Annotated in this window: 7 protein-coding genes; 5 read left to right on the top strand and 2 right to left on the bottom strand. The window is 74.2% G+C overall.

Annotated features, from left to right (window positions below; all coding sequences use genetic code 11):
* Positions 1-186 precede the first annotated feature (186 nt).
* The gene (locus DQ392_RS06000; protein WP_181856292.1) at positions 187-3,189 is read right to left on the bottom strand and encodes a lysylphosphatidylglycerol synthase transmembrane domain-containing protein; all 3,003 of its coding nucleotides are present in this window, start codon (positions 3,187-3,189) and stop codon (positions 187-189) included.
* Positions 3,190-3,341: 152 nt separating this feature from the next.
* On the opposite strand from DQ392_RS06000, the gene DQ392_RS05995 reads away from it, so the two are divergent.
* The 5 genes from DQ392_RS05995 to nudC all read left to right on the top strand — a co-directional run bounded on the left by DQ392_RS05995 (position 3,342) and on the right by nudC (position 14,015).
* The gene (locus DQ392_RS05995; protein WP_114014548.1) at positions 3,342-3,773 is read left to right on the top strand and encodes an MGMT family protein; all 432 of its coding nucleotides are present in this window, start codon (positions 3,342-3,344) and stop codon (positions 3,771-3,773) included.
* Between the two features lie 179 nt (positions 3,774-3,952).
* A complete protein-coding gene (locus DQ392_RS05990) occupies positions 3,953-7,552 on the top strand; it encodes an ATP-dependent helicase (RefSeq protein WP_114014421.1) in 3,600 nt (1,199 codons plus the stop codon).
* Between the two features lie 173 nt (positions 7,553-7,725).
* Entirely contained in the window at positions 7,726-11,400 is a 3,675-nt protein-coding gene (locus tag DQ392_RS05985) for an ATP-dependent helicase (RefSeq protein ID WP_114014420.1), read from the top strand.
* Between the two features lie 28 nt (positions 11,401-11,428).
* Complete coding sequence (locus DQ392_RS05980) at positions 11,429-12,838, top strand: dipeptidase (protein ID WP_114014419.1); 1,410 nt, start codon at positions 11,429-11,431, stop codon at positions 12,836-12,838.
* Between the two features lie 265 nt (positions 12,839-13,103).
* A complete protein-coding gene (gene nudC / locus DQ392_RS05975; protein WP_114014547.1) occupies positions 13,104-14,015 on the top strand; it encodes an NAD(+) diphosphatase in 912 nt (303 codons plus the stop codon).
* A gap of 102 nt (positions 14,016-14,117) precedes the next feature.
* Here the strand turns inward: nudC and DQ392_RS05970 are convergent, their stop codons facing one another.
* The gene (locus tag DQ392_RS05970) at positions 14,118-14,360 is read right to left on the bottom strand and encodes a mycoredoxin (RefSeq protein WP_114014418.1); all 243 of its coding nucleotides are present in this window, start codon (positions 14,358-14,360) and stop codon (positions 14,118-14,120) included.
* Between the last annotated feature and the right edge of the window lie 4 nt (positions 14,361-14,364).

Raw genomic sequence — 14,364 nt, 5'->3', positions numbered from 1 at the left:
GGGTGGGACGTTCATCGTGCGTACGGCGGTGCGGGCGGGGCGCGCTGTGTGGGGCGTTAGGGTGTACGGCCCGCTACAGCGCTCTCCTGTTTCGGCGCTCCCTTGCGACAGCGCCGACGCGCGGGTCCGCTGCTGACAGTGCCGACGCGCGGGTCCGCTGCTGACAGTGCTGCCAAGGGTCCGCTGTTACAGCGCTCCCTTGCGGGTCAGATGGGTGAAGGACAGCCAGCCGGGCAGCACGGGCAGCCAGAGCGTCATCAGCCGGAACAGCAGCACGGCCGGGGTCGCCACCTCCTTGGGCACCCCGAAGGCGATGAGCGCGGCGATCAGCGCGGCCTCGACGGCTCCGAGGCCGCCCGGTGTGGGGGCGGCGGACCCGAGCGCGTTCGCCGTCAGGAAGACGACGGCCAGGTTGGCGTAGCTCGTCTCGTGGCCGAAGGCACGCACGCACGCGTCAAGACACATCACGAACGCCAAGGTCAGCAGCAGCATCCCCAGCACGCCCGTGAGCAGCTTCTGCGGCCGCTGCACCACGTCCAGCATCCGCGGCACCACCCCCGCGAACAGCGAGCGCACACGGTTGGAGACGAACCTGCGCAGTGCGGGGACCGCCGTGACGATCAGCGCCAGCACGGCAGCCGTCAGCAGGCCCGCGATGACCGCGCGGGACGGCGAGAGGGTGGGCGTGTGCTCGGTGCCGGTGATGTAGCCGAACAGCAGCAGGAGGGTGATGTGGCTGCCCAGTCCGAAGAGCTGGGAGGCGCCGACGCTCGCCACCGCGTGTCCTGGCCGTACCCCCGCACGCTGGAGGAAACGCGCGTTGAGGGCGACGCCGCCGACCGCCGCGGGGGCGACGAGCTTCACGAAGGAGCCGGCGATCTGCGCCTGCACCGTCCGCCACCACGACACCTTCTCCGGGACGAAACCCAGCAGGGACATCGCGGCGCACACATAGGTGAGCGTGGAGAAGGCCACGGCCCCGCCGACCCACGCCCAGTTGGCGTCCAGCACCACGTCGACCGGCACCTGTGAGAGCTGCGTGAGCAGGAAGTAGGCGGCCAGGGTGCCGGCGATGAAGCTGACCAGGGTGCGCGGCCTGATGCGTTCGAGCCGGGCGGGCTCTATGGGGGCCTGCGGCCTGACGCGCAGCACCTGGTGGCGGATCTGGGCCAGCAGGTCCTCCTCGCGCGCCTCTTCCAGCGCCTCGTCTATGGCCTTCTTCTCGGCGTTCTTCTCGGCCCGCAGCGACTTGCGGTGCGCGCGGCCCCCCGCCGCCTCGGCCCCGTGCGCGGCCTCACCGCGGGCTCTGGCCTCTCTCGCCTTGGTCTCCTTGTTGGCGCGGGAGGCCTCGATGACCGCTTCGCGTTCCCTCTCGGCGCGCTCCTTGGCGAGGTGGCGCAGGGTGGTGCGGGTGCTGCGGCTGAGCGCGATCGGCTGGAGCAGCGGGAGGCTGTCGGCGACGGCGTCGGGGCCCAGCACGTCCACGGCGGCCGCGACCGCGCGTTCGGCCCCCACTCGCAGCCCCAGTGTCGTCAGCAGTTGGGCGACGTCCATGCGCAGGATCAGATCGCCCGCCGCGATCTCGCCGCCGCGCAGGTCCGTCAGGTAGACGGCGCCGGAGCGGTCCACCAGCAGCGCGTCCCCGACCAGCCTGCGGTGGGCGATCCGGCGGGACTGCAACGCCTCGACCTGCTGCCAGGCCGTGCGCATCAGTTCGTCGCTGATCTCCTCGTCGGCCAGCGCGTCCAGGCTGCGTCCTGGCAGGTGTTCGTAGACGAGCATCACGGCGTCGGGGCCGAGCTCGGAGGTGGCGATCAGCCGGGGTGCGTTGGCGCCGGCGGAGATCGCCGCGTAGGCCAGCAGCGCCTCCTGTTCCAGCGCCTGGCGCAGCGATTGCAGGCTGCGGCGCTGCGTGATCCCGCGCAGCGCGAGCCTGCGCCAGACGCGGTAGAAGAACCCCTGTGCCTGCTGCTCGCGGTCGACCACGGTCACATCGAGCGGCCCCCCGTCCTCCAGGGTCACCCGGTAGCGGCGTCCGCGGTCGTTGTGGTCGCGCTTGTCGGCGTCGCTCGCCTCCTCCACGCGCAGCGCGCCGACCGGCTTGAAGCCCACCCGGCGCAGCCCCGCCAGCAGCGTCTGCCCGGTCGGCCTGACGTTGGGGGTGCCGACCGCGTACAGCGTCCCGTAGGCGATCGACCATCCGATGAGGATCGTCACGGCGATGGAGAAGGCGGTGGTGTATCCGGGCACCAGGACGGCGAAGGCGTTCAGCAGCAGGACGCCCCACAAAACCACCCGCCAGCGGGGGCGGCGCGCCATGCCGACGGCCGTCATGTAGGCGATGACGGGGGCCAGGTAGCTGTGCACCGGTGTGGTGGCGTCCTGCGGGGTGATGGCCTTGGTCAGGGCGTCCCTGATCGAGTCGGGCGCTGCCTGCGCCACCCACAGGTCCACGGCCAGAGAGGCGCCGTGAGCGAGCACGGCGGCCAGGACGCCGTCGGCGATGCGCAGCCCGTCCCGTTTGATCAGCCGCTCGATCGCGAACGCGACGGGTACGAGCAGGACGGCGATGCTGGAGGCCAGCCCGGTCAGGCTGATGAGCAGGTCGGGCGCTTCCGCGGTGCCTTTGTCGATGTCCTGTTCGAGTCCCGCGGTGGTGCCGTGCGCGAAGTTGGCGATGGTGAGGACCAGCGCGATGCCCAGCAGCCCCAGCACCAACCGCAGCAGGTCGGAGGGCCGGTGCACCCGGGCGGAGAGCAGCGGCTCGTCGCTCTCGATACGGTCCCCCTTGGCGACGGCCTCCAGCTTCTCGCCGGGCCCCAGCGGCTCGGTCTTCGCGGCCTTCTCCGGGTCCGGGGTCTCGCCGCCTTTTTCCGCCTCAGGGGTCTCGTCGGCTTCACCCCCGTCCGCGGTGTCCTCGGTCTCCTCCGCCCCTTCGACGCCTTCGGCCTTCCCTGCGGCCTCGGTCGTCTCCGCGCCTTCGGTCGTCTCCGCGGCCTGGGGCGTCTGCGCGTCTTCGGCCGCTTCGACGCTCTCGGCCGTCTCGTCGCCGGGCTCCGGCGCGCCGTCCTGGTTGCCGATGGTTCCGCCGTTCCCGTGGGCAGCACTGCCGGCGGCGGGTGCGCCCCCTGAGCGGGGGCCGTCACCGTGCCGCTGTCCGGATTCCGTCTCGTCCTGGTCCCGTATCACTCGTCACCGCCCGGAAGATGGTGGCACGAGGGGAGGCTCGCCGGGAGCACGAGGGTGCATTCCGGGGTTCCCGGGGACGAATCGCCAGGTGGTGCCGTTAGGCCGCGGGCGAATGGGCACGGCTGTCGGTGGCATGAGGCAGCATGGCCCGTATGCCTGGAGAACCCGGAGGCGGGCGACCGTCCCCCGGCCGCACCGCACCGCCCGTGGCGGTCTCGTCCGTGCCGTCCGACGCGGACGGGAGCCCCCTGCCCGAGCTGCCCGATTACGCGGAGCGCGTACTGGACGTGGCCGACCTGATCCCCGCGGGTCGCGTGCTGACCTACGGGGACATCGCCGAGTGGCTCGAAGAGGGCGGCCCCCGTCAGGTGGGCCGGGCCATGGCGCTGTACGGCGGCGCGGTGTGCTGGTGGCGTGTGGTGCGCGCCGACGGCGTGCCGCTCCCCGGCAAGGAGCACGAGGCGCTGAGGCACTACCACGCGGAGGGCACTCCGCTGCGGTCCGGCTCCGCCGCCTCCGGTACGCCCGGGCACATCCCGCGCATCGACATGCGCCGGGCCCGCTGGGACGGGAAGCCCGGGTGATCCCGCGCTGCGGCTGCTCACAGTGTCCAGCTTCCGTCATGGCTCCCGGCTCCATGCACCCTGGAGCCCGTACGGAGTACCGCGGTCGTACGGGGTACAGGAGCGATGCGCTGCGGCACATGTGCCCGCTGGCGTAGCGTCTGTACCACCCCGCACAGACCTCCCCCTAGGCGATCCACGTGAGTCCCTCCCTTACTGCCGAGGCGCATCAGCGGTCCCGCGGGCCCGGCGCGTACCGGCTGGTGCGCACCCCGGCGGGACCTGTCGATCTCCCTGCTTCTGACGCGGCACAACGCGCCGTGGTTGACCACACGGGCGGCCCTCTCCTCGTCCTCGCGGGCCCCGGCACCGGCAAGACCACCACGCTGGTCGAAGCGGTCGCCCGCCGCGTGTGCGAGGGCGCCGATCCCGAGCGCGTCCTGGTGCTCACCTTCAGCCGCAAGGCCGCCGTGGAGCTGCGCGACCGGATGACGGACCGGCTGGCCCGGGCGGCGGACGCCGGTGCCCTGACCGCGCCACAGGCCACGACCTTCCACTCCTACTGCTACGCGCTGGTCCGCGCCCACCAGGACGCCGACCTGTTCGCCGAGCCGCTGCGCCTGCTGACAGGCCCTGAGCAGGACCTGCACATCCGCGAGCTGCTGGAGGGCCAGATCGCGCTGGAGCAGCGGGGGCGGGCGACGGTGCGCTGGCCGGACGAGCTGCGCGCCTGCCTGACCACCCGCGGTTTCGCCGACGAGGTGCGGGCCGTGCTGGCCCGCAGCAGGGAGCTGGGGCTGGGCCCGGCGGCGCTGGGGGCCTTCGCACGGCGGGCCGGGCGCCCCGACTGGCGGGCCGCGGCCGGCTTCTTCGCCGAGTACCTGGACGTGCTCGACGCGCAGGGCGTCCTCGACTACGCGGAGCTGGTGCACCGGGCCGCGCTGCTGACCGAGCGCGGGGAGGTCGCCTCCTGGCTCGACGGCGCCTACGACGCGATCTATGTCGACGAGTACCAGGACACCGACCCCGCCCAGGCGCGCCTGCTGCGCGCGCTGGCGGGCGGCGGCGCCCGCACGCTGGTGGCGTTCGGCGATCCCGACCAGTCGATCTACGCGTTCCGCGGCGCGGACGTGAGGGGCATCCTGGACTTCCCCGACGTCTTCCGGCAGCCCTCCGGCGCCCCCGCACCCGTGCGGGTGCTGCGTACGGCGCACCGTTTCGCGCCCTCGCTGTCGGCCGCCACCCGCCGGCTGACCGAGCGCATGCCGCTGACCCGGCTGCCGGCCGAGGCGGTCCGCGCCCACCGTGCTCTTGTCCCGGCGCCCGCCCCCGCCATCCCTTCCCCCCGTGCTGACGGCCGGCGGCCCGGCAGCACGGAGGAGCCCTCCTTCCCCGAGGGGGCCTCCCGTGAGGCGTCCCTCGCCGAGCCGGCGGGAGCGCGGCTGCCCGCCGCCGGCCGGGTCGAGGTGTTCACCTATCCCACGGCCGGCGCCGAGCTGGAGCACATCGCCGATCTGCTGCGCCGTGCCCACTTGGAGGACGGCGTGCCCTGGGGCGAGATGGCCGTGCTGGTGCGCGCGGGCGGACGCTCCCTGCCCGTCGTGCGGCGCGCCCTCGTCTCGGCCGGGGTGCCCGTCGAGGTGGACGGCGATGACGTGCCGCTGCGTCACGAGCCGACCATCGCCCCGCTGCTGACCGCGCTGCGGGTCGCGGCCGAGGGAGCGCTGGAAGAACACGCCTCGCTCACCACCGGCACCGCACTGACGCTGCTGTCCTCTCCGCTGGGCGGGATGGACGCGGCCGACCTGCGCCGCCTGGGCCGGGCGCTGCGCGAGGAGGAGCGCGCGGCGGGCGCCAGAGTGCCCCGCCCCTCGGACGTGCTGCTGGCCGAAGCGCTCGCCGAGCCCGAACGGCTGGTCGCTCACACGCCGCAGTCCCCGGGGGCCTCGGCGGCGCCTCAGGGCCGCTCCGTCGAGGGCGCGCACAGCCTGGGACTGCTGCTGCGCAAGACCCGCGAACTGCTCGCCGGGGGCGGCACGGCAGAGGAGGCACTGTGGACGCTGTGGACCGGCACAGGATGGCCCGACCGGCTGGAGCGCGCCGCCCGCCGGGGCGGCTTCGGCGGGCGCAACGCGGACCGCGATCTGGACGCCGTCTGCACCCTGTTCGCGGTGGCGGCCCGGGCGGAGGAGCGCGGCGGCGGCCGGGGCGCCCTCAACTTCCTCGCGGAGCTGGAGGCCCAGGACATCGCCGCCGACACCCTCGTCCAGCGCGCGGTACGCCCGGACGCCGTACGGCTGCTGACGGCGCACCGGGCCAAGGGCCGGGAGTGGCCGCTGGTGGTCGTCGCCGGGGTGCAGGAGGGGCTGTGGCCCGATCTGCGGCGGCGCGGCTCGCTGCTGGAGGCCGACCGCATCGGTCGCGACGGGCTCGCCGAACCGCTCTCCGCGGGGGCGCTGCTGGCCGAGGAGCGCAGGCTCTTCTACGTCGCGGCCACCCGTGCCTCGCGGCGCCTGGTGGTGACGGCCGTCCGCGCCCAGGCGGAGGACGGCGACCAGCCCTCGCGGTTCCTCGCCGAGCTGGGGGTCGAGCCCCGGCAGGTCGCGGGTCGCCCGCGCCGCCCGCTGTCGGTGCCCGCGCTGGTCGCGGAGCTGCGGGCCACCACCGTCGACCCGCAGGTCTCGCCCGCGCTGCGGGACGCGGCGGCGCGCAGGCTCGCCCGGCTCGCGGGGGAGCGTGACGAGGAGGGCTACGCGCTGGTTCCCGCGGCACACCCGCAGCGCTGGTGGGGGCTGGCCGAGCCGACCCGCTCCGATATGCCGCTGCGCGACCGCGACCAGCCGGTGGCGCTGTCCGGCAGCGCGCTGGAGCAGCTGGCGCGCACCTGTGCGTTGCAGTGGTTCCTCACCCGTGAGGTGAAGGCCGACGAGCCGGCGACGGCCGCGCAGGGCTTCGGCAACGTGGTGCACGTACTGGCGGACGAGGTCGCCTCGGGCAGCAGCCCCGCAGACCTGTCCGTGCTGATGGAGCGGCTGGACGCGGTGTGGGACGGGCTCGCCTTCGAGGCGCCGTGGAAGTCGCGCCAGGAGAAGGAGAGCGCGCGGGCCGCGCTGGAGCGGTTCCTGCGCTGGCACGTCATGGAGCGCGGCGAGGGCCGCGAGCCCGCCGGGAGCGAACACGGTTTTGATGTGACGTTGCGGGCGGGGGAGCACGCCGTCCGCATCCGGGGCAGCATGGACCGGGTCGAGCGGGACGCCCAGGGCCGCGCCTACGTCGTCGATTTCAAGACAGGCCGCGCCCGCCCCACAGGCCCCGAGGTCGAGCGCCACCCCCAGCTCGCCGTCTACCAGCTCGCCATACGGGAAGGCGCTGCGGACGCGCTGTTCGACGGGCGGCGCCCTGAGCCCGGCGGAGCCGAACTGGTGCACCTGCGCATCGGGGCCGCCAAGCGTGACGGCGGCGACACCCTGCCCGTGGTGCAGCGCCAGGAGCCGGAGGGCGGCCCTCACGACGCCCAGGACGGACCCGACGGAGCCCCGGCCCCCGACGGCACTCCTGAGGACTCCGGCCCCGATGCCCCACAGAGCGGCTCCGGTGACTCCGGCCTGAGCGACTCCGGTGAGTACGGCCAGGGCGGTTCCGGCGACTCCGGTGGTGACTGGGTGGGGGATCTGCTGGCCACGGCGGCCGCCAGGGTGCTGGACGAACGCTTCACCCCGACCCCGGGGCAGCACTGCGCCCACTGCGCGTTCCGCTCGGCGTGCTCGGCCCGCCCGGAGGGCCGCCAGATCGTGGAGTGACCCGGCCGTCCGCACACCGTCACGCCCGGCGGGCCACCGCGCCGTGCCGCGCCATGCCGCTCCTGCCGTGCCGCTCCATGCCGCGCCATGGCGTGGTGGGGCGTGACCGGCCCTCGGCTGTTTCCTCCCCGCCCCGGCTCCGGGTGTCAGCCGCGCCCGCTAGCGTCTGAGGAGTGCCCGCACCACTCACCGACCCCGGACAGCTCGCCGAGCTGCTGGGTATCCCGTTCACCCCGGAGCAGACGGCCTGCATCACCGCACCGCCCGCCCCGCAGGTCATCGTCGCCGGTGCGGGCTCCGGCAAGACGACCGTCATGGCCGCCCGCGTCGTGTGGCTGGTGGGCACGGGCCAGGTCGCCCCCGACCGTGTACTCGGCCTGACGTTCACCAACAAGGCGGCCGGTGAGCTGGCCGACCGCGTCCGCAAGGCCCTGCACAGGGCGGGCGTCACCGATCCCGACCCGGCCGTCCCCGGCAGCGCGGAGGCCGGGGAGCCGCAGATCTCCACGTACCACGCCTTCGCGGGGCGGCTGCTGAGCGAGCACGGGCTGCGCCTGGGCATCGAGCCGTCCGTGCGGCTGCTGGCCGACGCCACCCGCTTTCAGCTCGCGGCCGGGGTGCTGCGCGCCGCCGAGGGCCCCTACGAGGCGCTCACCAAGTCCGTCCCCGCCCTCGTCGAGGACGTGCTGGCGCTCGACGCCGAACTGAGCGAACACCTGGTCACCCCCGAGCGGGCCCGCGGCCACGACGCGGAACTCCTCGCCTCGCTGGAGGGCGCCCGGCTGACCAACGACAAGCTCCGCAAGGTCCCGCAGGCCACCCGCGCCCGCGAGGAACTGCTGGACCTGGTGGAGACCTACCGCGCCCGCAAGCGGGAACGCGAACGCATCGACTTCGGTGACCAGATCGCTCTCGCCGCCCGCCTCGCCGGGCTCCCGGACGTCGGGCGGGCACTGCGCGAGCAGTATTCCGTCGTCCTGCTGGACGAGTATCAGGACACCTCCGTCGCGCAGCGCGTCATGCTGGCCGGACTGTTCGGGCAGGGCACCGGACACCCCGTCACGGCCGTCGGCGACCCCTGCCAGGCCATCTACGGCTGGCGCGGGGCCTCCGTCGCCAATCTGGACGACTTCCCCCGCCACTTCCCGCACGCCGACGGCAGCCCGGCGCGACGCCAGTCGCTGAGCGAGAACCGCCGCAGCGGCGGCCGCCTGCTCACCCTCGCCAACGGCCTGGCCGCGCCGCTGCGGGAGCGGCACGAAGGGGTGGAGGCGCTGCGCCCCGCCCCCGACGCGGCCGGGGCGGGCCGGGTGCGGGCCGCGCTGCTGGACACCCAGGCGCAGGAGATCGACTGGCTGGCCGACTCCCTGGCCCACCTGGTGCGCACCGGCACCCCGCCGGGCGAGATCGCCGTGCTGTGCCGCGGCGCGGGCGACTTCGCTCAGATCCAGGGTGCGCTGGCCGAGCGGGAGCTCCCCGTCGAGGTGGTGGGCCTCTCAGGGCTGCTGCACCTGCCGGAGATCGCCGACCTGGTGGCCGTCTGCGAGGTCCTCCAGGACCCCACCTCCAACGCGGCGCTCGTCCGGCTGCTGACCGGACCGCGCTGGCGCATAGGCCCCCGCGACCTGGCGCTGCTCGGGCGGCGCGCCGCGCTGCTGGTCGCCCACCAGCGCGGCGGCACCGACGCCGACCCCGACGAGCGGCTCGCCGCCGCCGTGGAGGGCGCCGACCCCGCGGAGGTGCGCTCACTGGCCGACGCCCTCGACACCTTCCTGGAGAGCGAGGGCCACGACGACGAGCTGCCGTTCTCCGCCGAGGCCCGGGTGCGCTTCGCCAGGCTGGCCGCGGAACTGCGCGAGCTGCGCCGCTCGCTGGCCGACCCGCTCATGGACGTCCTCCACCGGGTGCTGGCCGCCACCGGGCTCGAGGTGGAGCTGGCCGCCTCACCGCAGGCGGTCGCCGCGCGGCGACGCGAGACGCTCGGCCAGTTCCTCGACATCGCCGCCGGCTTCGCCTCCCTGGACGGCGAAGCCACCCTGCTGGCCTTTCTGGCCTTCCTGCGCACCGCCGTGCAGTACGAGAAGGGCCTCGACAGTTCCCTGCCGGGCGGCGAGAACACGGTCAAGGTGCTGACCGCGCACAAGTCCAAGGGCCTGGAGTGGGACGTGGTGGCCGTACCAGGGCTGGTCGCCAAGCAGTTCCCCAGCGAGCAGGCCCGCGAGACCTGGCTCGCCCAGCCCAAGGTGCTGCCGTACGCGCTGCGCGGCGACGCGGCCACTCTGCCGCCGGCCCCCGAGTGGAACGCCAAGAGCCTCAAGGCACACGAGAACGCGCTGCGGGCCCACCAGGCCACCGAGGAGCTCCGTCTCGGCTACGTCACCTTCACCCGTCCCCGCAGCCTGCTGCTCGGTTCGGGACACTGGTGGGGGCCCGCGCAGAAGCGTCCCCGCGGCCCCTCCGCGTTTTTGGAGTCCCTGCGCGCCCACTGCGAGGCCGACCCCGCACACGGCGAGGTCGAGCACTGGGCGGATCCGCCGGAGGAGGACGCGGTCAACCCCGCGCTGGAGGAGTCCGCCGAGGAGCGTGCCTGGCCTCTGCCGCTGGACCCGAGCGCCCTGGCCCGCCGCCGGGCGGCCGCCGACGCGGTCCTGTCCTACCTCCAGGGCGCACCCGCAGACGGGGCGGCGGCGGACGCCCGGAGGGAGGGCGAAACGGAAGCCGGGGCGGAACGACTCGGCGCCGAGAGGGAGCGCGAAGGGGAGTCGGAGGGGGAGCGGGAGAGAGAGCTTGACAGGGAGCGCGAAGGGGAGTGTGCGGGGGAGCGCGAGAGCGACACCGAAGGGGAGCGCGAGAGGGGGGCCGAGAGGGAGCCCGGGCGTGAGCCGGGGGCCGATGGCGTGGCCGACGAAAGCGGTGCGGGCGGCCTCACCCCGGAGGAGGCCCGCCTGGCCGCGGCATGGGACCGCGATCTGGAAGCCCTCACAGGCGAGCTGCGCCGCTCACGGGAAGCCGTACGGGACGTACCGCTGCCGCGCACACTGAGCGCCACCCAGCTGCTGCGCGTGGCCGCCGACCCGGAGGCGTTCGCACGGGAGCTCGCCCGCCCCATGCCGCGCCCGCCGCGGCCCGCCGCCGCCCGCCGCGGTACCCGGTTCCACGCCTGGGTGGAGTCCCGCTTCGAGGAGCTGACCCTGCCCATGCTCGGTCCCGACGAGCTGCCGGGCGCGGACGGTGAGGGCACGGACGGCGGCGAGCCCCCGTCCATCGCGGACGAGCGGGATCTGGCCGCGCTGAAGGAGGCCTTCGAACGCTCCCCTTACGCCCACCGCACCCCCTACCGCGTCGAGGCACCGTTCCAGCTGATGCTGGCCGGACGGGTCATCCGCGGCCGTATCGACGCCGTCTACCGCGACCGCGCGGCCGACGGCGGTGTGATGTTCGACATCGTCGACTGGAAGACCGGGCGCGGTCAGGACGCCGATCCCCTCCAGTTGGCCGTCTACCGGCTGGCATGGGCCGAGCAGCATGGTCTCCCGCTGTCCTCCGTCAGCGCGGGCTTCTTGTACGTGCGCAGTGGCGAACTGGTCCGCCCCGAGGGACTGCCCGACCGGGCGGACCTGGAGAGGCTGCTGACCGGCAGCACGGCCGGCACCGGCGGTACGGGCGGTACGGGCGGCGCCGGCGCCACCGGCGGTAGGCGCGGCGTCGGCAGCTCGGGCGGTACCGGCGCACAGGACATGGCGGACGCTTCCGGGCAGGCCGGCGGCGGCAGCGGCAGCGGCAGCGGCAGTGGTGGCGGTGGCGGCGCCGGGGAGCCGGGTGCCGGTCACCGTTGGGCTGACGAGTAATCCCCCGACGACCGTTAGGCTCGATGGCATGAGCACCACCCCGGCTCCTCCGGACAACGCCGTCCGGGCCTTCATCGACGACCAGCGTGCCGCCTTCCTCGCCGACCTGTCGGCGTGGCTGCGCATCCCTTCCGTTTCGGCCGATCCGGGGCGTGCGGACGACGTGCGGCGCAGCGCCGACTGGCTCGCTGCCGCGCTGCGCGCCACCGGCTTCCCCGTCGCGGAGGTGTGGGAGACCGACGGGGCGCCCGCCGTCTTCGCCGAGTGGCCCGCCGCCGACCCGGCCGCGCCGACGGTGCTGGTCTACGGCCACCACGACGTGCAGCCCGCCGACGTCGCCGACGGCTGGCACAGCGAGCCTTTCGAGCCGCAGGAGCGGCAGGGACGCCTCTACGGGCGCGGCGCCGCCGACGACAAGGGGCAGGTGTTCTTCCACGCCTTGGGCGTCCGGGCGCACCTGGCCGCCACGGGACGCACCGCACCGGCGGTCGGCCTCAAACTGCTGATCGAGGGCGAGGAGGAGTCGGGATCCCCGCACTTCACCGCTCTGCTGCGCGACCACGCCGCACGCCTGGCCTGCGACGCCGTCGTCGTCTCCGACACCGGCATGTGGGACGAGAACACCCCCACCGTCTGCACCGGGATGCGCGGCCTCACCGACTGCCAGATCGACCTGCGCGGCCCCGACCAGGACATCCACTCGGGCTCGTTCGGCGGTGCCGTCCCCAACCCGGCCACCGAGGCGGCCAGGATCGCGGCAGCGCTGCACGACGAGGACCGCAGGGTGACACTGCCCGGGTTCTACGACGGCGTCCTCCCGCTGACCGACGAGGAGCGCACCCTCTTCGCCGAACTGCCCTTCGACGAGGACGCCTGGGTCCGCACCGCTCACTCCCACGCGACACTGGGCGAGCACGGCTACACCACCCTGGAGAGGGTGTGGGCCCGCCCCACCGCCGAGGTCAACGGCATCGGCGGCGGCTACCAGGGCCCCGGCGGCAAGACCATCGTGCCCGCCCACGCACAGCTGAAGCTCTCCTTCCGCACGGTCGCGGGACAGGACGAGGAGCAGATCCAGCGGATGCTGCGTGCGTGGGTCGCCGACCGGGTGCCGGCCGGTATCGAGCACGAGATCACCTTCTTCGGCGCCACCCGCCCCTGCCTCACCCCGCTCGACCATCCCGCGCTGCGCTCCCTCACCCGCGCCATGAGCCGCGCCTTCGGACAGCGGGTCCGCTTCACCAGAGAGGGCGGTTCGGGACCGGCAGCCGATCTCCAGGACGCCCTGGGGGCCCCGGTGCTCTTCCTCGGAATCTCCGTCCCTTCGGACGGCTGGCACGCGCCCGACGAGAAGGTCGAGATGGATCTCCTGTTCAAGGGGGCGGAGACGGCCGCCTACCTGTGGGAGGACCTCGCGGCACACTGGAGCGCGGGCTGAGACCGGGCCGGCCGCCCCTCCCGTGAGCCCCACCGGGCGCCCCGCGCGGGCACGCCCGGCCGCCTCACCACCGCCCACCGACCGCCCCTGGCCCGCCACCGGGCAGGGAGGCCCCGACACCTGGGGGAGTAGGAAACACACAGTGACCACCTCGACCTCGATCGACCGCCCGGACCGCCCCGAACGCTCCACCGGCGATGCCGCGGGACGGTCCGCGGACCACGCCACCGGCTCGGCGCCGGCCGCGCCCGACGCGGAGCGGCCGATCAGCCTCACCGCCACCGGCGGCATCGACCGCGCCTCCCACCACCGCCTGGACGAGGCCTGGCTCGCAGCGGCCTGGAGCCACCCCACCACCCGCGTTTTCGTGGTCTCCGGCGGTCAGGCCCTGATCGAGGACAAGGAGGACGGCACCACGGAACTCGTCATGATGCCCTCCTTCGACGCGCCCTTCACCGAGGCCCACCGCTACTTCCTGGGCACGGACGAGGACGGGGTGCGCTACTTCGCGCTCCAGAAGGACACCCTGCCCGGACGCATGGACGACATCGCGCGGCCCGCCGGACTCCGCGAGGCGGGCGTGTTGCTCTCCGACCGCGACAGCGAACTGATGACGCACGCCATCGGCCTGGAGAACTGGCAGCGCACCCACCGCTTCTGCTCCCGCTGCGGCGAGCGCACCGCCATCGCCGCCGCCGGACACGTCCGCCGCTGCTCGGCCTGCGGCGCGGAACACTATCCGCGCACCGACCCGGCCGTGATCATGCTCGTCACCGACGAGCAGGACCGCGCACTGCTGGGCCGCCAGGTCCACTGGCCGGAAGGCAGGTTCTCCACACTGGCGGGGTTCGTCGAACCGGGCGAGTCCCTCGAAGCCGCCGTACGCCGCGAGGTCGCCGAGGAGGCGGGCGTGGCCGTCGGTCCGGTCGCCTACGTCGGAAGCCAGCCCTGGCCCTTCCCCTCCAGCCTGATGCTCGGCTTCATGGCGCGCGCCACCCGCCCCGACATCCAGGTGGACGGCGACGAGATCGAAGAGGCCCGCTGGTTCTCCCGCGACGACCTGCGGGCCGCCATCGAGTCCGGTGAGGTGCTTCCCCCCTCGGGCATCTCCATCGCGGCCCGCCTGGTCGAACGCTGGTACGGCCGCCCGCTGCCGCAGCCTCGCCACCACGGCTGAACACGGAGGCCCCGCCCCCGCTCTCCCCAAAACACGACGGCCCCGCCGGGCGGCCCCGGTCCTGCCGGACCGGCCGCCCCGCGGGGCCGCGAAGCGCGGGACTCAGGCCCCGACCTTCTCCTTCACCTGCGCCAGGGACGGGTTGGTCAGCGTCGAACCGTCGGGGAACAGCACGGTGGGAACGGTCTGGTTGCCGCCGTTCGCCTTCTCCACGAAGGCCGCCGACTCCGGGTCCTGCTCGATGTTGACCTCCGTGTACGCGATCCCCTCGCGCTCCATCTGGCCCTTCAGCCGGCGGCAGTAGCCGCACCAGGTGGTGCTGTACATCGTCACAGTGCCCGCCATTGTC

The sequence above is a fragment of the Streptomyces reniochalinae genome (genome assembly GCF_003323735.1).
GTDB lineage: Bacteria > Actinomycetota > Actinomycetes > Streptomycetales > Streptomycetaceae > Streptomyces > Streptomyces reniochalinae.
The sequence above is the reverse complement of the archived record's forward strand: the minus strand, read 5'-3'. Positions and strand labels throughout refer to the sequence as shown.